Source organism: Streptomyces sp. PTL18 (assembly GCF_059510295.1).
This window is the reverse complement of the sequence record NZ_JCAJZO010000027.1, coordinates 1-15,341: the sequence shown is the minus strand read 5'-3', so window position 1 is coordinate 15,341 and position 15,341 is coordinate 1. Positions and strand designations below refer to the sequence as shown.

Here is a 15,341-nt window from a genome sequence, read left to right as displayed (position 1 = left end):
GCTGGCCTGATCACGAGTTCCAGATCGGGTCGTCCGGAGCAGGCCGCCCAGAGAAGCGCTGGAGAGGATCTCCGGTAAGTGAAAGCTGGCGGCGTGCTGTGGTGATGACGTTGTTCTGCGCTGCTACCACGCGCGACCGCAGATCGAACCAGTTCTCCTCGGGGGTCAGGCCACGCTTGACCATGGTGTGGAGCCGCCAGATCTGCTCGTCGAGGGCGTGAACGGCTTCCGCAATGTCCTTATCAGCGACGAGGTTCACCATGCTCAAAGCCTCGTTCCACGGTCGCCAGTCGATGGTGGTGGGGCGTACGACACCTTGCGGCATGGAGGCAGGTCGACTGCTTTCCATCTCACTGAGGCTTACGAGGACACTTGATGATTCGCGGAGCGCGCGTGTGCACGTTGCCGCTATCTGGTCCCGGATCCAGTGTCGGTCTTGTGCCCTTCTGCTCACCACACTCCCCGCAAAGACACCGATCAGAGTGGTTGCAACCGCTCCGGCAGATGCGGCTAGCGAACTCCACAGCGCGGACATGTCAGCCATTTTGGCGGAACGCGGTACAGACACACAGGCGTCTCGGCACAGTGTTACGGACCAGTGACAGGAGCCCACTTCGTCGGGCACCTGTGACGCGCAGAGCGTCGGACGCTGAGTAGTAAGGCTGCTTCGACAACACGGGTTGCAGACGAAAGCCCCGGATTCCTCCGGGGCTCACGCGCGTAGGTCACTCGGACCGCTTCACTGCTCCGTTACGTCCTCCTCCCCGAGCCCCTGCATGATCCGGTTGTTCATCTCTTGTTCTTGGCCATCGATGCACTTGGCATAGATTCTCAGCAGGACGTCCACCGAGTGGCCCGCGCGAGCGGCGACCTCCGGCGCCGGCACCCCTGAGTTGAGCCACTGGGAAACGCCCGCGTGCCGGAGGTCGTACGGCCGGAAGGCCAGGACCGAGGCCACCTGATCCGGCGCCAGCGCCAGTTCCCGAGCCTGCTTCCATGCCCGCGAGTACGACGAGGCAGCGATCACGTTGCCCCTCTCACTGGCGAACAGCCGACCATCCCTCGCCGTGCCGAACTCCTTCAGATGCTCGCGGAGCAGCCGCACCAGCGGAGGCGGAATCGGCACGATCCGCACCTCACCATGGGCCCGCTGCTTCAGGCCGCGCCGGTCATGTGCTTCGCCGCAGTCCGTCCACGCCTTCCCTGCCGTAGGACGGGTCTCCGCCAGCTCGATACGGCCCCAGCCCGACTCTGGAAGCGTGCAGTCGGAGCGGCGAAGACCGAGCGCCTCCCCCGGCCGCATGGCCGCGTAGTACAGGCACCCGAAGAACGCCCGCAGTCGCCGCCCACTCGCCCGCTCATAGCCACCCACATACGTGAGTGCGGTCAGCAGCTCCCGAGCCTGCCGTGGATTGACCACCACCCGGCGGTCAACCTCCTGCAACGCCCGTTTGCCCCGCTTACGCCGGACCCGGCTCAGCGGGTTGGACGGAAGACGCTCCAACTCGACCGCGTATTCGAGCACGTTGAAGACCACGGCGCGCCGCCGCCGGTACGTCTGGGTCGCCGCAGGCTTGCCGTCCAGCCTCCGGCCCAGCGCATCGATCAGGTCATGCGCCCGGGTGATCTCTTGCAGCTCCGCCACCGGCAGCGACGCCTTCTCGATCCACTTCAGTGCCGCGGCGATCTCCTCCGGCCGCTCCCGCTCTCGACGAGGAACCGGCAGAAGGTACGAGCGCAGTGCCCGCCGCAACACCTCAGGATCAGGACGCCCCCGTCCCGGCTTGACCAGGACGGGAACGACCGTCGCCAGTGCGTCCGTCATGCTGTCCCGTTGCTTGGCCGACGCTTCCGCCCACCGGGCATCCACGTACTTGACCGCCAGGTCCAGGAACGACAGGGCAGCTTTGCCACCGCGCAGCGAATCGGGCAGGCCGGTCACGGTGTCGAAGGGCTCGCCCTTGTCCGCCGCCCTCAGGAGCTGAGACCGGAAGCGGTCGGCCAGCGCCTTGGTCTTGTAGGACTCATGGAACGGCTGGCCGTCCACAGACCATCGGACGAGATGGGTCGGTTTCTTCGCTGAGCGGTTGACGCTGAGCTTCCAGACGACGACCTTGTACGACTTCACGACGCCGCCCCCTCTGCCCGCTCCTCCAACCACTCGTTGAGCACGTCCCGGCGGACCCTCAGCTCCCCGTTCGGCAGCCGGATGCAGGCCGGAGCGAGCCGCAGTTCCCGCCAGCGGTAGAAGGTCCGCCGGGAAATACCGCCCAGTTCGTCGAGCACTTGCCGGACCGTGAGCAGTTCCGCCGATTTCGCGCGGCCGTCACGCGCCATGGAGACCACCGCCCTCCCGAACCGAGGCAGCCAGGAGAGCCGCTTCCGGCGAGTAGCCGCGCCCTGCATACCGCCACTCGCCGACCGTCACCGTCGGGAGGTCGGCCAGGCCGAGGGAGACCCGTTGCTGCTCCGCACGGTGGTCGGCACGGGCCTGTCGGAGCGCGGTCAGTGTGGTCGAGTAGCAGCGTGACTTGGTGGAGAAGTGCCCGCCGTACCCGAGCATGTGGGCCCAGCGACGCAGTCCGAGCGGCTCGAACTGAGGCAGGCCTCCGAGCCACCAGCACGTACCGATCATCCGCAGCACATGCGCACGAACCGGCAGCATGACCATGCCCCTCGCGTGATGAATGCGACCGTCCACCGCGCCGGCGGACTCCGCACCCTTGGTGGCGTACTTGGCGATGTAGCCCGCCACGGCCCCAGCGGAAGCGGGCCGCTCCCCCACCTCCCGGCCGTACGAAGTGACCGGCCGTACGTCGATCTGCGAGCCGAAGCGCAGCACCCGCGGACCGACCACATCCGCGCCCGGAGCGGTCAGGCGCACCCGACCGACCACGGCCCGTACTGCGTCCACGAGGAGCGGGACAGTCGCCCAGCCAGGTGGAACCGAGCCGGGCCCGTCCGGACCGGCGAGCCGGATCACGGCATGGAAGTGGACCAGGCCCCGCCGCTGGTACTCGGCGACCTTCGCGTACGAGAGCCGGGCAACCTCCCCGAACTCCGTACGCGACAGCCCGGCCCGCCGTGCGACCTCCCGCCGGAGCTCCAGCCCGAATCGGTGCCAGAGCCGACCGGCGAACGCGTGCCAGAGGACGGCCCCCGCGTAGTCGTAGCAGCGCGGGCAGAGCGGTTCACCGAGACGAGGGTCATCCGCCGGGTGCCGCTCCCGGCAGCCGGGCGGAGTCCCGTGCGGGCAGCACTCCCCCGCTCGGCGAGGCCGACAGGTCCGCACGCGCCCATCCCGCTCACGGCGCGTGTGGACCGGGCCGAAGCCGGGAGCGGTGAGCGTGGCAAACACGCGCGGATGCACACTCACCGACCCCGGGACGTTCTTGCCGCCGACGAGTCCGGCCCGGACGAGGTGGTACGTGTCCGCCCGGTACAGGCCCGAGCACGCCGGGCAGACAGTTGCCCGTCGGTTGCCGCACGCGGTGAGCAGGCGACCGCCGTAGGCGCCCGAACCGTAGGAGAGCAGGGCCGCACCGGTCGTCGTGTCGTAGACGGTTGCCGCGCCGACCAGATGGATGGGGTTGGTGCAGCCACCGAGGCGGACGATGTTCCGGCGCCAGGCAGTGAAGTCCGGCTCCGCCGCCCTGGCGACCAGCGCGGCAGCACCCGCCGCAAGCGCAGTGGTCATCGGCGACCACCCCCGCGCCCGAACGCCTGCCCCATCACGGCCGAGATCCCTTCCGGGCGGGTCTTGGCGCTGAAGCGGAGCGTCGGGTCCGTGAGCCAGAGGGCGGCCGCGTGTGCGGGGCACAGCCGCTGCTCGGCTCCGTCGAGCCCGACGAGGACGATCTGTTCCCGTCCGTCGCAGGTCGAGACCTGCGCGTCACGCTGCCTGAGCTCGCAGTCGGGCAGCGGGGATTTGCGCGAATGATGCGCGGTGGACAAAGTGTGAGTACTCCTTTCACTGCTCACGTGGCGGATGGGGTGGGTTCCTGACGGGGTCGGGTTTGGCGACTTCGCGCCCCGTCGGGAGCCCGTTGTACGGGCAGTCACTGCTGCTCCTCGGGCGGCACCCCGGCGACGCCCAACGAGATCGGTCCGAAGTCACGGCGTGCGTCGAAGTAGCCGAGACCGATGTCCTCCGTCGGCACGCCGAGCGGGGCCGCGACGGACTCCACACCAGCTCGGCGAGCGGCAGAGTCAGCGGCGTCGACCAGGACGATGACGGACGCGTGACGCGGTACGACGACTGCCGGGTTGGCGGTCAGGAAGTCGACCAGCTCCCGTAGACCGGCCAGGAAGGCGGCGCGGTCACCGGAGCGGATGACGTAGTCGGACACAGGAAGTTCCCTTCTCTGGTGAGTGGGCGTGTTCAGAAGCGGAGATGGTCGAGGAAGCCGTTCACGCCGTCGAGGAGCGTCTGAACGAGCGGCGCGGCCAAGGTCCGGGAGAGCAGGAAGCCGAAGGCTCCGCAGATCAGCGCGTCGACCCACCGCAGGTAGCGGATGCGCAGGAGGAACCAGATCAGCAGCCCGAGCAGCAGAACGGCGGACATGGACACCAGCACGGCAGGCCCCTTTCACGGCGCTTCGACGTGCAGTTCGGAGAGGACCGGAGCCAGGTGCGCGTACTCGGCGGCGACGGCTTCTGCCTCCGACTCTGTGATCAGGTGGGACCTGGCCCGTTCCCAGCCGTCACCGGAGGCGAGCACAGCCGTACCGGCCTGTTCCGGGGTGATGCCCTGTGCCGCCTTCAGGGCATCGGGGTTGAGATCTCCGAGCGCCATTTCCGCCGTGCCGGGGTCGGCCACCCGGTGGCACACCCGGCCGCCGAGCTGTGCCCGCAGGGCGGTGACGCCGGGCCCCAGGTCGGAGCCGACGCGTTGACCGGCGACGACGAGGAAGACCCCGAGGGCCGCGCCCAGTTGGGCCAGCCGGATCAGCGCCGTACCGGCAGCCTGCGCTTCGTCCTTCTCGTTCCGGCTCGCGACGAGGAACAGTTCCGCGATCTCGTCGACGATCACGACGACGGGGACCGGGCGTTCCTTGTCCGGCAGACCCCAGATGTTTCGGACCCGAGCCGTCCGGCAGAGGGTCATGCGGTCGAGGGTCAGGTCCATGAGGGCTGCCAGCACCCGGACGGCTTGCTCCCGGTTGGTCGCGAGGGCAGACAACCGCGGTTCGTAGAGAGACAGTTCCATGCCGCCCTTGCAGTCGATGCCGACCAGGGCGACGGGTTGCGGAGCCAGGCCCGCAACGAGTGCATTGATGAGCGTCGACTTGCCGGAGCGCGTGGCCCCCACGATGAGCCAGTGTGGCACGCGCCGCAGGTCAAGCACCCAAGCGGCCCCGGTTTCCAGCACGCCCACGGTCACTCGGAGCAGATGACCCTGCCCTCGCTGCTTCGGCACGCGAGGAGCGGCCAACGGATCGGCCGCCGACGCGACGACCCGTACAACTCCCGGCTTCCAGGAGGTCACCCGCACTGCATGCACCTGCCAGCTCTCCGCCATAGCCGGCGCGGCCTTGACGAAGTCCTCCGGCACCTGGCCCGGCAACAGCCGAACCAGTAGGACGAAGCCACCGAAGGTTGGGCGGATCAGGCCGCGTCGCGGTACGCGCGGCTGTGGCGGAGGCGCCCCGTTACCGACGAGCCCGGACACCACCGTCAGCGCCGGCCGACGGCTCACGGCGAGCCTGCATCCGGCCATCAGAGGCCGCCAGGTCCGTACGACCCGGAAAGCCACGGCCGGGAAGCCGAGTAACAGCCACCAGGCCTGGTAGAGCCCTGCTGCCGTGAAGAAAAGGGCGACCGGGGTGACACTCATGTCCGCCGTTGCGTAGGAGCGACCGCGAAAGGTTGCGCAGGCCGGTGGCTCGCGCGGCACGGATGCGGTCCTCGGCCCTCGCGCGCTGGCGATGGCGCAGTTCGAGTGCGGCGATCGGGATGTTCTTGGTGTTGGTGGCGAAACAGGTCAGGCGCATGCCGTCGGCGTCGGTGAAGCGCAACTGCGCGCCGGGATGCGGCCGTTCCTTTCGCACGATCAGCCGCATCCCCTTGGGCCAGCCTTTGAGGCAGTCGCCGTCGAGTTCGGCCACCCAGGCGCCGTCGCGGATCTCGCCGTCCGGCTCGATAGCTGGCGTCCAGGCCGAAGCCGGAACCTTCAAAACTGCCTGGTGGACGGCATCAGTGATGGTCATGCCGACGGAGTAGGACAGCCACCGGCCGCGGGCGGACAGCCAGTCGACGAACTCGTGGGTGCCCCCGCCCGAGTCGGTACGGATCAGCGTCTGCCGTCCCCGTCGGTACTTCTTCGGCAGCTGCGCCAGCGCGAGCCGGGCGGCTTCGATGTGGTCCGCAGCGGTGTTGCTGCCCGCGTTCCCGGGCCGCAGCAGCCCGGCGACCGGCTCCCCGGACCCACCCCGACCGTGGTCGACGAACCCCATCAGCGGATGGTGCCCGAAGGTCTTCTTCCAGGTCGCGGCCGCATCCTGCTTCTCGGAAAGCGCGATCACCAGCACTCCGTCCAGGTCCACGACCACCTGCCCGGCCGCGTCCGGCGCAGCCTCCCCGGCCAACCTCCATACACATGCACGGACATGAGTGCGTTTCTGATCACCCACCGGACGCCCCGCCACGTGAAAGCGCGAGGTTAACGGCCCCGACCCTCAGCGGTAGCGGAGGACGTGGAGAGAGCGCACCCCCGCATTGTCCGGTGTGGCAGGGGCGTCACGGGCGGCGTCGATCAGCACGAGGCCCTTGGGAGTGTGGGCGGCGACGACGAGCAGGCCGACGGACTCGCGGCCGCGGCGGTCCTCGCGACGGATCCAGACCACCGCGCGAACTCCCTCCGGGGAGGTGGCGAGTTCGGCCAAGACGGTTGCCCATTCCGTGTGATCCGTCACGGAGATCACAGGTCCCAGTCGGCCCATCGTCTGCGGCATCCATCTCGCCGGCCCCGGCTTCGGCGGCAGATCGAGGCCCTCTGCGCCCGGCTCCGTACCGCCGTCCCAGCGCGCGAGCCAGCCCCATGGATCGGAGTTGGGCAACCCGAACGGCTCGCCCTCGTCCTTGGGTACGACCAGGGCGGCGTCCAGCATGGCGTCGGCTGGACGTCCGTCGGCGAGGAACGCCTTGCTGTTGCAGGCGAACAGCCACCCGCGGGCAAGTTCATCAGCGGGTGAGGGATCGACCAGGGCGACCTCACCACCGTACGTGTCCAAAAGCCATTCCTTCGCCTTGCCGATCGCTGACGCGAGGTCAGAGGCCTGCCGACGCCAAGCAGGTGCTTCCGGCTCGGTTTCATTGCCGTCGCCACCCGCGAAGCGAGCCAGGGTCAGCCGACGGATCCCGGTGGACTCAAGACGCGCCAGCCGACCCGCCTGGGGATCGAGAAGCACCACTTGGCCACCGTTGTTGTGTGCGTAGACCAGGTGTCCTGTCGCCTCGACACCGTGGGCTTCACGGCGGATCCAGACCGCGCCGCGGGTGCCCGGACCCTGCTCCTGCACCGCGGCGATCACCTCGTCCCAGCCCGCACAGGCCGACACCTCGGCATCGGGGAAGTGCCAGTGGATCATACGGTCCCACCAGCCCGGTGCCTCGTGGAAGGGCCGCCATGGCAACGGCGTGGCTCTGGCGCCGTTCAAGGCGGCGTCTGCGGCCAGCAGACAGCCTCGTGCGTTGGTGCGCAGCGCCTGCTCGGCGGGGTCGCGCGGCCGGGGAGCACGGTCGAAGGCCTCCAGGTCCTCCCAGGGATCGTCGGTGGCGGGGTGGAACGGGAGGCTGCCGCTCTTGGGGACCGCGAGCAGCGAGGTCAACATGGGGGTGGCCGGGTAGCCGGGCACCGGCCGTGCACGACAACCGAAGACCCATGATTGAGGCCGTTCAACGACCGGGCCGGTACCGGACAGCTCCACCATTCCGCGGTAGATCTGCCGCAGCCAGTCTTCAGCCTGCGATGCCGGATCACTCATGGGTTCAGAACGGCTTCCTGGGCTGCTGCCCCGTGGCGAGCCACGTCCTCAACTGCTCAGTGGTGTAGGCGGAGGGAGGGAACCCGACGAACGACCCGTCCTTGAAGACGGCGACGACCCGCACCATCGGCGCCTGGGTGAGGTCCCCGGTGTCGATGTGCTCCTGACTGTCGAAACGCACGGCCCACGCCGCATCGTGCTCGACCGACAGTTCCGGCTGCATCACGATGGTCGGCGGACCGTCTCCGTAGATTGCCCGCAGATGGGCACGTGCCACCTCGACGGCTTCGTCAATCGTCATTGTCAGGACCCGATCGCTCTTTCCACAGGACTCAACGCTTGAAGGAATCTACTTGTAGGGCAGATAACGCACTTCGGTGACGTTCTTCTCGAGGTTGCCGAGCATCCCGGTCTGCCCGTCCAAGAAAACGACTCCATTACGGTCGCGGATCACGTTGAAGACGTGCGCGGTTCCGTCTGGTCTGGATATGTAGACGACGCCGCGGGAGCCGAGCCCCCGTTTGTCCATGTCCTCGATGATGGAATCGTAGCTTGTGTTGTGCTGCCATTCGGCGTCCGGGTTGCCGAGTTTCTCCTTGCTCGGCCAGGCCGGCTGGTGCAGCGGTTCCGCGACAGAATCGTGGCCGTCCAGACGCCCGTCGATCGCCTCCACGTTCTTCGAGCAGTTCTGGTTGTATCCGGGCACATTGTCCCAGTAGCGGTTGCCATTGACGTCTTTGAGCCAAGGATACTGATCGTCCAGGAACCTGCGCTGTGTTTCCAGGTCCGTGACGTCGTGATGAATGGCCTTCGCGGAGACATGGTCCGTCGGCTGGGCCAGGTGCCCCCAGTCGTGAGCCGCCTCCTTGTCTGCCGTGGTGGGCTCGATAGTCCAGCCGTCGGGCAGCGCGTTACCGCTTTTCGCCGCCCCTTGCTCGGCCAGGTTCATCGCTTCGTCCCTGGCGGCGTTCTCGGCCACGCCGACGGCCTCGCGTTCGGCCACCGAGGCCCCGGCACTGCCCCCGTCGGTCAGCACACCGGCGGCGACGTTGGTGACCAACTTGCCGAACGCCTCCCCCGGGTCGGAGCCCCATCCCGAGCCGACCAGCGCCGAGAGCAGCTCGGTGGGGTGGTTGGAGGCGTGCAGCATTCCGGCCGCCGTGGTGCTGACCCGGTCCAGCCACATCGCCGGGTGGGTGAGGTTGTACGGGTCCATGGGGTTCAGACCCCGGGCGAACTTCACCAGGTCCGCGGCACCCTTGACGACACCGCCGGCGACGTGGTCCAGGGTGAGCGAGTATCCGGCAGCCAGGTCCTCACCGTCCGCCAGCAGGCGGGAGGCGAAGCTCGGCTCTTTCGGAGCCGTGTTCGTCGCCGCCTCGACCGCCTGGGCAGCGGCTCGCGCCGCGGAGTCACGCTGCGCGCGGGCCTGGTGCAGATCCGTCTGCGCCAGGGCCATCTCCGCCGCATAGGAGTCGCCGTCGAACTTCCCCGGCCTGGTGGGGGCCGCCCCCGGGTCACGCCCGGCGGACACCGCCTGGTTGTACCTGTCAGCCTGCGCGTTGTACGCGGCGACCTGCGCGTTGTACGCCGCCTGAGCCCGCTGGTAGGCGTCGCTGGCCTTCGTGTACTGGTCGAGGCACTGCTTGGCCTGGCCCTGCGCCCACTCCACCACGTGTGCGTACGTCTCCAGCGCATCGGCAGCCTTCTGGCAGGCGTCGGCGGCGGTCAACCACTGCTTGGCGTGCGGAGTGAACTTCGCTCGGAACGCCTCTGCCGCGTCGCCCTGCCAGTGGTCGTGGTCCAGCCGCTGCAGCCCCGACCCGGTCGACTCGAACGCGCCATGAAAGTTACGCAGATGACCGGCGGCTTCGCGGATCCTCGCCGGGTTGCCGTGGAGCAGTTCCCTGGGGTCGTCGGTGTCGCCCAGCTCCTTCTCCGGGACCGCCACACCGAGGCTGTCGGCCGCCCTGTCACCCCAGCCGTCGACCGACTTGGCCGCCCCCTGCAGGCCCACCATGTCCAGTCCGGCCCCGGCCACGTGCGCCGCGCCGTCGACCGTCTCGCCGACCACCTTCTTGCCCGTGTCCCAGGCCTCACCCAGCCAGTCCCCGACACCCATCCCAGTCCCTACTACTGGCTCTTGCGCTCAGGGCCGAACATCTCGTCCTGCGCCCGGTCATACTCCGCGCCATATCCGGCAGCATCCGCCACCTGTTTCCGCCAGCCCATCGGACCGTCCATCACGTCCCGGCCCTCGGCCTTCCACGCCTGCGCCGAGTGCTGGGCCGCCTCCTCTATCGACTTCTCCGACCAGTCAGCGTGCCGGAAGTCGTTGAACGAGTTGTCCGACAGCGTCTTGCCCCAGGACTGGGCCTCCACCTGCTCCTGTGTGAGATCCGGATTGCCCATGCCCGCGTTGACCACGTCCTTGAGCATCTTCTCCACGTACTGCTCCTGGTCGTGGTACAGCCCGGCCGACAGCCCCAGCCGCAGCGCGATCTCGTTACCGTCGTGGACGAGCGTGCGCACGCCCCACGACCACCGCTCGCAGAACGCGTCAAAGGCACTTCGGAGCCCGGCGTCGCCCAGCTCCATGCCCGTCAACTCGATGTTCGAGAAGCCCCGGCCGATCTCGCCGCTCTCGTCGATCCCGAGCGACTTCAGCTCGTCGATCGCCTCGTTGATGCCCTTCGCCGCCATCCTCAGCGCGTCCGGATCGACCTGGTAGCCCTCGCTCACGCCGCCACCGCCGCCGTCGGCGATACGATCCCCGCCACCGGCGGCAGCAACCCCGGCCACGGCCCGGCCACGTCCACCGCGATCCCGGCCGGGACGCCGATCGCGGGCACCGCCACATCCAGCAACCGCGCCCCGTACACCCTCATGTACCGCACTTCCGCGCCTGGTCCGACGCCCCGCGCGGCCAGGAACCGCCCCAGCGACTCCTCACCGGTGAAGGCATACACCCACCTCACGCCCCCGGAATCCGCCGACCACACCGCCTCACCGATCAGCGGAACAAGCAGCAGCGCCCGCCGGAACTCCCCAACCAGCGCTGCTCCGTCCAACCGTCCCTCATACGATTCGGCCAGCCGTTCCACCAACCCCCGCCTCGTATCGCGCATCCACCCAGTATCAGGCATCCATCCGCCACCACGGACCGTCAATCTCTGGGCCTGCTTGGCTAGTTGCCCCGGTTTTCCACTGCCGCCTCGGGGCGTGACCGCTGGCCGCTTCACCTTACCCTTGCTGTGGAGACCCTCGTAGGAGCAGGCCCGAAGCTGCCCGGCGGCAGCGAGTGGCCCGCCTTGACGGCAACCCTCGATGCCGGTCGTCATGGGTGGTGGCGCCTTCTAGCGTCGGAACGCGTGCTCCCACCCAGCGGTGGCACTGCAGGTCGACGCCAACATGGGCGGCTCCCCCGGCTACCGGCCACTGGCCGCCGGACCGGTGCCGCACGAGGGCGATGTTCGACCCGTGGAACGTACCCTGCTGGACCCGGGGCAAGCCCGCCAGCGACGACTGGGCCGACGCTGAGCGCCGTGGGCACGACGGAGGTCGCAAATCCGGCCGCACGGGCCAAGCACGATGTCGACGTGCTCGCGCTGCCGTCCGGCGAGCGCCCCGCAAAGCCGACGGGTGGCCGACGCCCTGATCCGCGAGGCCACGGCCACCGTCCAAGCTCCGCGGGCGAAGGACCCCGTGCGCCTTCAACACATGGCCCCGTCATGCGAGCCCGCGGATGGTGTCGTCCCAGTACAGCGCAGAGATGTCGGCCAAAAGGATATCCTGGCGACGCTCCGCAGCGTCGACGACGTCTTGATGGAAGCCACGAAGAGGGAACAGGGCGAAGACCGCGTGGCGTTTCAGTCGGGACTGGCAGAGACGACAAGAGGCGAGAGCCCGACCTACTGCTTCAGCGGGATGACCGTCTTGATGGTCAACGCAGCTCCAGAGCCGTGCGGCTTTGCCTGTCCCCATACTCCGAGTCCCCCGCCCAAGAGATCCCGCTGCGCAAGCAAAACTGCTGGTCAGGTCATCCTTATTCGCGTGACACCTTCGGGTCGCGATGCAAGGCCTGCTGCCTCTCAGGCATCTCCGCAGGTCAGAGACGCGTCGTCCACCTAGTAACCGTGCGCAGGTTCGTCCCCACCCGGAAACCCACAGGAGGGGAAGGCTGCCCACGCTCGTCTCGCCGGGCGCGCCACACGAGAGCCCTACGCCTTGGGCGGCACGCTGTCCCAGCCGACCTGCAGTTAGGGCGCCGCAGCCGGCCCCGGCACCCCGGCACCCCGGCACCCCGGCACCGAGCATGCCCAACAGCGCTCTGTGGGCGACGGGGGCGCCGCCGTGGTTGACACCCACTTCCGCGACATCGGTGCTCAGATTTCCGATCGGTGAGCCTCGTCGAGCCGGGGGCAGACCTGGCCAACCACGGCCCGCGTCCCAGGCGTTACCCAGGCGCCCGGGGCCCGGGGCCTGGGGCCTGGGGCCTGGGGCCTGGAGAACGGGGATCAGGTGCTGGCGACGGCTCGGCAGCCGGAGCAGATGGCAGACCTGGTCTCCCGCTATGGGGCACGGGTTCGTACCGCTCCCTTGGATGTGACCGATGCGGCCGCGGCGCGCGCGGCGGTGGACAGCGCGGTCACGGCGTTCGGGCGACTGGACGTGGTGGTGACCGCGGCCCTGGCGGCGGGCGAGGCTCGTGGACGGGATCGCCGCAGGACCTGCCCCCTGTGAAGTGCGTGATCTGCGGCAACCCAGGCGGCCGCCTCTGGGGCTCAGACGGTCCATCACCCGCGTGCGAAGCCTGCCATCTCAAGGTCGTGGAGGGGCAGCGGGCCGCCCTCGAAGCGATCCCGACTTGCGCGTACCGGCAGTACGACGTGTTCGGTCGCCTGCTGTACGTCGGCATCACAGCGAACATCTCCCGCCGGTGGAAGGAGCACCGCAAAAACCACCACGACTGGTGGTACCAGGTGACCGAGCGTCGCCTGGAATGGTTCCCCGCCCGGGACCCCGCATGGCTGGAAGAGCGGAAGGCAGTGCGCACCGAGCTGCCCCTGTACAACAACGAAGCCTGGGGCGGCTTCACTGATGGCCACCGGCGTCCTGAGCTACCACCGGGAGTCCCGCCATATCCGAATCTGCCGGCGGTCGAGGAGGAGCCGCTCGACGAAAAGGCGCTGCGAGCCTTCCTGCGGGCGGTGGCTGTCTGGCGGGCGCATCTGCGGGACGCGGCACTGAATCCGGAGGAGCTGGCCGTCCTTCTCGACGCCCGAGGAGCAGCCGGGGAGCAGGCATATATCAGGTAGCGAAGCTGGCCTCATGGGCTGTTTCGGCCAATTTCGCCGCCGCCCCGCTCCGGAACGCGTCCGGGCGGGGCCGTCGTCATTCGGTGGGCTTCTGGAACTGGTAGCGCCAGATATGGCCGTCGCGGCCGGCGCGTTGGTAGACCAGCTTGCGCAGTGGCTCGACTGGATTGTCGTCTCGTGTGGGATCGAACGGGCGCGGCGCGTCGAACGCGTGCAGGATCTTCGGCGGTTTGAGTGAGTCGCCGTCGGTGTGGGTGCGGTGACCGTCGTGGGGGCCGCCGACGAACTCGATCTCGACGCTCATGTGGTGGGCTCCTTCTTCGGCCGTCGCCGCGCCGCCTGGAACGGGATGACGTTGCTGCCCGCCTCGTACCTCATCTCGGCAGTCGCCATAGCGCCGTTCGGCCCAGGGCACACAGCCATCTGGGTCCTCCGGTCAACCCGCACGAACCTCTTGTGCTGCCGCAAGGACCCGTCCCTGTTCACCGACACCCCTTCTTTGCCGCACGTCGGGCAGGTGGTCCGCGGCCTTTCCCGGACTGCCTTCTCCGCGCTGGACGGTTGGGACAGATGCCAGGAGTTCCCGAGGTACTGCGTGATTCTCAGCGTGCCGGGCTTCTCTCCGGCTTCGACGTAGCGCAGCGCCTGATTGCAGAGGTCGCAGACGAGGCCTCGGACAGCCCAGCGGCCGAGCGCGTGATCGTGGTCGATGTTGAGGGAACGGGCGGTTCGGCGTCTGACCCGGCAGAGCATGCAGCGGTCGTCGGCGCGACGGAGAAGGTCGTCGTACTCGGCGCAGGTGAGGGCGTAGCCAGTGTGGTAGCAGCTCGCGTGATTGCGGGTCACCAGACGACGGTACCGGCTGTGCCCGGGCCGCCATGAGCGCTCGGGGCTACCGTGTGCGGGCCTTCGGCGTGCGCAGCGTTCGAACGCACCCTCACAACTCCATCACGCCACTTCCGTGCATGATGCACAGGTTGCATGATCTGCCGGTGAACAAAACCCTCACCACCGCAGCCGCCGCCCTTCTCCTCGCCACACTTGCCGCCTGCAGCAGCAACAGCGGCAGCAGCTCCTCGAACCAGCAGACCGGCGGGAAGGCCGGCGCCTCCGCCACCCCGGCCGTCAGCAAGCCGCTCGACGCCGGCAGCGCATTCACGCAGATCTCCGACAAGGTGTCCTCGGCGAAGCTGTCCGGCACCGTCACAGCGGCCAACGACCCGAACCATCTCCTCGGCCGGCCGGGCCAATACACCTCGAAGATCACGTTCACGGACACACGGATCAAAGCCAGCGACGTCGAGTACACGAAGCCGGGCGACGTCGACCGCGGTGGCGCCGTCGAGGTGTTCGCCGACCCGGCGGACGCGGCGACCCGGGCGAAGTACATCCAGGCCGTCACGAAGTCGATGCCCGCCCTCGCCGAGTACGACTACGTCCACGGGACTGTGCTCGTCCGCGTCTCCCACTACCTGACGCCGGACCAGGCCGCCGCGTACAAGACGGCAGCAGACGGGCTCGGCTGACGGGCGCGCATACTGGCGGCATGACCCTGTACGACCTGCCGCCCGCCCAGCGCCGCCTCCTCGACTTCATGGGGTCGCTGCCGCAGTGCCCGCACGGCTGCCGCTTCGGCTACGTGTACAACGCCCCCACGTTCCGCGTCCCGTCGGCCGACAACACGATCGACGGCCAGGTCGGCGAGACCATCGAACGGTACGAGCGGGAAGCGGCCGGACAGTTGCAGCGGCACCTCGCCGAATACCATCCGGCGGGGGGCGGCGGTGAAGAACGCGAGCCGACTCACCGCACCCTCCTGACCTCGCCGTAGCTTCCCTCCCTTGAGTGAGCACAGGCCGCGAACTCTGACGTGGAGCTCCCGAGGAGGGGACAGATGTACCGGGTGGCCGTGCACCGCCCGCGAGGAGTTGACCGGCGTCATGGCCGCCATGCTACGTAGACAGACAGTGGCAGCGCCGTGCGCTCCTGACCTTGCTCCTTTGCAAGCACCGCGTTGACTGTCACGATCAAGCCGTGG

General features: G+C 68.6%; 20 protein-coding genes and 2 pseudogenes. 5 read left to right on the top strand and 17 right to left on the bottom strand.

Features of this window, described 5'->3' with window-relative positions; translation table 11 throughout:
• Positions 1-10 precede the first annotated feature (10 nt).
• The 15 genes and pseudogenes from AC5WS8_RS32780 to AC5WS8_RS32710 form a co-directional block, all read right to left on the bottom strand.
• Positions 11-262: a hypothetical protein gene (locus tag AC5WS8_RS32780; RefSeq protein ID WP_496107143.1), complete on the bottom strand. Its 252-nt coding sequence runs from the start codon at positions 260-262 to the stop codon at positions 11-13.
• A gap of 477 nt (positions 263-739) precedes the next feature.
• Positions 740-2,128 (bottom strand): tyrosine-type recombinase/integrase, encoded by a 1,389-nt coding sequence (locus AC5WS8_RS32775; RefSeq protein WP_496107142.1) that lies wholly within the window; start codon positions 2,126-2,128, stop codon positions 740-742.
• Entirely contained in the window at positions 2,125-2,337 is a 213-nt protein-coding gene (locus AC5WS8_RS32770; protein WP_496107141.1) for a helix-turn-helix transcriptional regulator, read from the bottom strand. Before AC5WS8_RS32770 ends, AC5WS8_RS32775 begins: the two co-directional genes overlap by 4 nt.
• A complete protein-coding gene (locus tag AC5WS8_RS32765) occupies positions 2,327-3,697 on the bottom strand; it encodes a replication initiator (RefSeq protein ID WP_496107140.1) in 1,371 nt (456 codons plus the stop codon). Before AC5WS8_RS32765 ends, AC5WS8_RS32770 begins: the two co-directional genes overlap by 11 nt.
• Positions 3,694-3,954: a hypothetical protein gene (locus tag AC5WS8_RS32760; RefSeq protein WP_496107139.1), complete on the bottom strand. Its 261-nt coding sequence runs from the start codon at positions 3,952-3,954 to the stop codon at positions 3,694-3,696. Before AC5WS8_RS32760 ends, AC5WS8_RS32765 begins: the two co-directional genes overlap by 4 nt.
• Before the next feature lie 104 nt (positions 3,955-4,058).
• On the bottom strand, positions 4,059-4,349 hold the full coding sequence (locus AC5WS8_RS32755; RefSeq protein ID WP_496107138.1) for a hypothetical protein: 291 nt from the start codon (positions 4,347-4,349) through the stop codon (positions 4,059-4,061).
• Positions 4,350-4,381: 32 nt separating this feature from the next.
• On the bottom strand, positions 4,382-4,576 hold the full coding sequence (locus AC5WS8_RS32750; protein ID WP_496107137.1) for a hypothetical protein: 195 nt from the start codon (positions 4,574-4,576) through the stop codon (positions 4,382-4,384).
• Positions 4,577-4,588: 12 nt separating this feature from the next.
• On the bottom strand, positions 4,589-5,377 hold the full coding sequence (locus tag AC5WS8_RS32745) for an FtsK/SpoIIIE domain-containing protein (RefSeq protein WP_496107213.1): 789 nt from the start codon (positions 5,375-5,377) through the stop codon (positions 4,589-4,591).
• Between the two features lie 135 nt (positions 5,378-5,512).
• A pseudogene (locus AC5WS8_RS32740) lies at positions 5,513-5,836 on the bottom strand (hypothetical protein); the annotation flags it as partial.
• Positions 5,837-5,864: 28 nt separating this feature from the next.
• Positions 5,865-6,674: pseudogene (locus tag AC5WS8_RS32735) on the bottom strand (transposase); the annotation flags it as partial.
• A 3-nt stretch (positions 6,675-6,677) separates the two neighbouring features.
• Positions 6,678-7,985, bottom strand: a complete 1,308-nt coding sequence (locus tag AC5WS8_RS32730) for a YrhB domain-containing protein (RefSeq protein WP_496107136.1) — start codon at positions 7,983-7,985, stop codon at positions 6,678-6,680.
• Positions 7,986-7,989: 4 nt separating this feature from the next.
• Positions 7,990-8,286, bottom strand: a complete 297-nt coding sequence (locus AC5WS8_RS32725) for a YrhB domain-containing protein (RefSeq protein WP_388576775.1) — start codon at positions 8,284-8,286, stop codon at positions 7,990-7,992.
• Positions 8,287-8,334: 48 nt separating this feature from the next.
• Entirely contained in the window at positions 8,335-10,107 is a 1,773-nt protein-coding gene (locus tag AC5WS8_RS32720) for a putative T7SS-secreted protein (protein WP_388576777.1), read from the bottom strand.
• Positions 10,108-10,118: 11 nt separating this feature from the next.
• Positions 10,119-10,727 carry a hypothetical protein gene (locus tag AC5WS8_RS32715; protein ID WP_496107135.1) on the bottom strand — a complete coding sequence of 203 codons (609 nt, stop codon included), beginning with the start codon at positions 10,725-10,727 and terminating at the stop codon, positions 10,119-10,121.
• Positions 10,724-11,113, bottom strand: a complete 390-nt coding sequence (locus AC5WS8_RS32710; protein ID WP_496107134.1) for an SseB family protein — start codon at positions 11,111-11,113, stop codon at positions 10,724-10,726. The genes AC5WS8_RS32715 and AC5WS8_RS32710 overlap by 4 nt, the downstream gene beginning before the upstream one ends.
• A gap of 259 nt (positions 11,114-11,372) precedes the next feature.
• On the opposite strand from AC5WS8_RS32710, the gene AC5WS8_RS32705 reads away from it, so the two are divergent.
• The 3 genes from AC5WS8_RS32705 (at position 11,373) to AC5WS8_RS32695 (ending at position 13,303) form a co-directional block, all read left to right on the top strand.
• On the top strand, positions 11,373-11,525 hold the full coding sequence (locus AC5WS8_RS32705; RefSeq protein WP_496107133.1) for a hypothetical protein: 153 nt from the start codon (positions 11,373-11,375) through the stop codon (positions 11,523-11,525).
• 942 nt (positions 11,526-12,467) lie between these two features.
• Positions 12,468-12,728: an SDR family oxidoreductase gene (locus tag AC5WS8_RS32700; protein ID WP_496107212.1), complete on the top strand. Its 261-nt coding sequence runs from the start codon at positions 12,468-12,470 to the stop codon at positions 12,726-12,728.
• The gene (locus AC5WS8_RS32695) at positions 12,725-13,303 is read left to right on the top strand and encodes a GIY-YIG nuclease family protein (protein ID WP_496107132.1); all 579 of its coding nucleotides are present in this window, start codon (positions 12,725-12,727) and stop codon (positions 13,301-13,303) included. The genes AC5WS8_RS32700 and AC5WS8_RS32695 overlap by 4 nt, the downstream gene beginning before the upstream one ends.
• A 76-nt stretch (positions 13,304-13,379) precedes the next feature.
• On the opposite strand, the gene AC5WS8_RS32690 is transcribed toward AC5WS8_RS32695, so the two are convergent.
• Positions 13,380-13,607, bottom strand: a complete 228-nt coding sequence (locus AC5WS8_RS32690; protein ID WP_496107131.1) for a DUF8847 domain-containing protein — start codon at positions 13,605-13,607, stop codon at positions 13,380-13,382.
• A complete protein-coding gene (locus AC5WS8_RS32685; RefSeq protein ID WP_496107130.1) occupies positions 13,604-14,149 on the bottom strand; it encodes an endonuclease domain-containing protein in 546 nt (181 codons plus the stop codon). Before AC5WS8_RS32685 ends, AC5WS8_RS32690 begins: the two co-directional genes overlap by 4 nt.
• Before the next feature lie 146 nt (positions 14,150-14,295).
• Between AC5WS8_RS32685 and AC5WS8_RS32680 the strand changes: the two genes are divergently transcribed.
• Both AC5WS8_RS32680 and AC5WS8_RS32675 read left to right on the top strand, forming a co-directional pair.
• Entirely contained in the window at positions 14,296-14,829 is a 534-nt protein-coding gene (locus AC5WS8_RS32680; protein WP_496107129.1) for a hypothetical protein, read from the top strand.
• A gap of 20 nt (positions 14,830-14,849) precedes the next feature.
• Entirely contained in the window at positions 14,850-15,134 is a 285-nt protein-coding gene (locus AC5WS8_RS32675; RefSeq protein WP_496107128.1) for a hypothetical protein, read from the top strand.
• Positions 15,135-15,341 lie beyond the last annotated feature (207 nt).

Bases quoted from the DNA above. Each gene is read 5' to 3' on its own strand.
- AC5WS8_RS32675 (WP_496107128.1), top strand. From the start codon at position 14,850: ATGACCCTGTACGACCTGCCGCCCGCCCAGCGCCGCCTCCTCGACTTC.
- AC5WS8_RS32710 (WP_496107134.1), bottom strand. From the start codon at position 11,113: ATGCGCGATACGAGGCGGGGGTTGGTGGAACGGCTGGCCGAATCGTAT.
- AC5WS8_RS32725 (WP_388576775.1), bottom strand. From the start codon at position 8,286: ATGACGATTGACGAAGCCGTCGAGGTGGCACGTGCCCATCTGCGGGCA.
- AC5WS8_RS32770 (WP_496107141.1), bottom strand. From the start codon at position 2,337: ATGGCGCGTGACGGCCGCGCGAAATCGGCGGAACTGCTCACGGTCCGG.
- AC5WS8_RS32720 (WP_388576777.1), bottom strand. From the start codon at position 10,107: ATGGGTGTCGGGGACTGGCTGGGTGAGGCCTGGGACACGGGCAAGAAG.
- AC5WS8_RS32780 (WP_496107143.1), bottom strand. From the start codon at position 262: ATGGTGAACCTCGTCGCTGATAAGGACATTGCGGAAGCCGTTCACGCC.
- AC5WS8_RS32690 (WP_496107131.1), bottom strand. From the start codon at position 13,607: ATGAGCGTCGAGATCGAGTTCGTCGGCGGCCCCCACGACGGTCACCGC.
- AC5WS8_RS32730 (WP_496107136.1), bottom strand. From the start codon at position 7,985: ATGAGTGATCCGGCATCGCAGGCTGAAGACTGGCTGCGGCAGATCTAC.
- AC5WS8_RS32765 (WP_496107140.1), bottom strand. From the start codon at position 3,697: ATGACCACTGCGCTTGCGGCGGGTGCTGCCGCGCTGGTCGCCAGGGCG.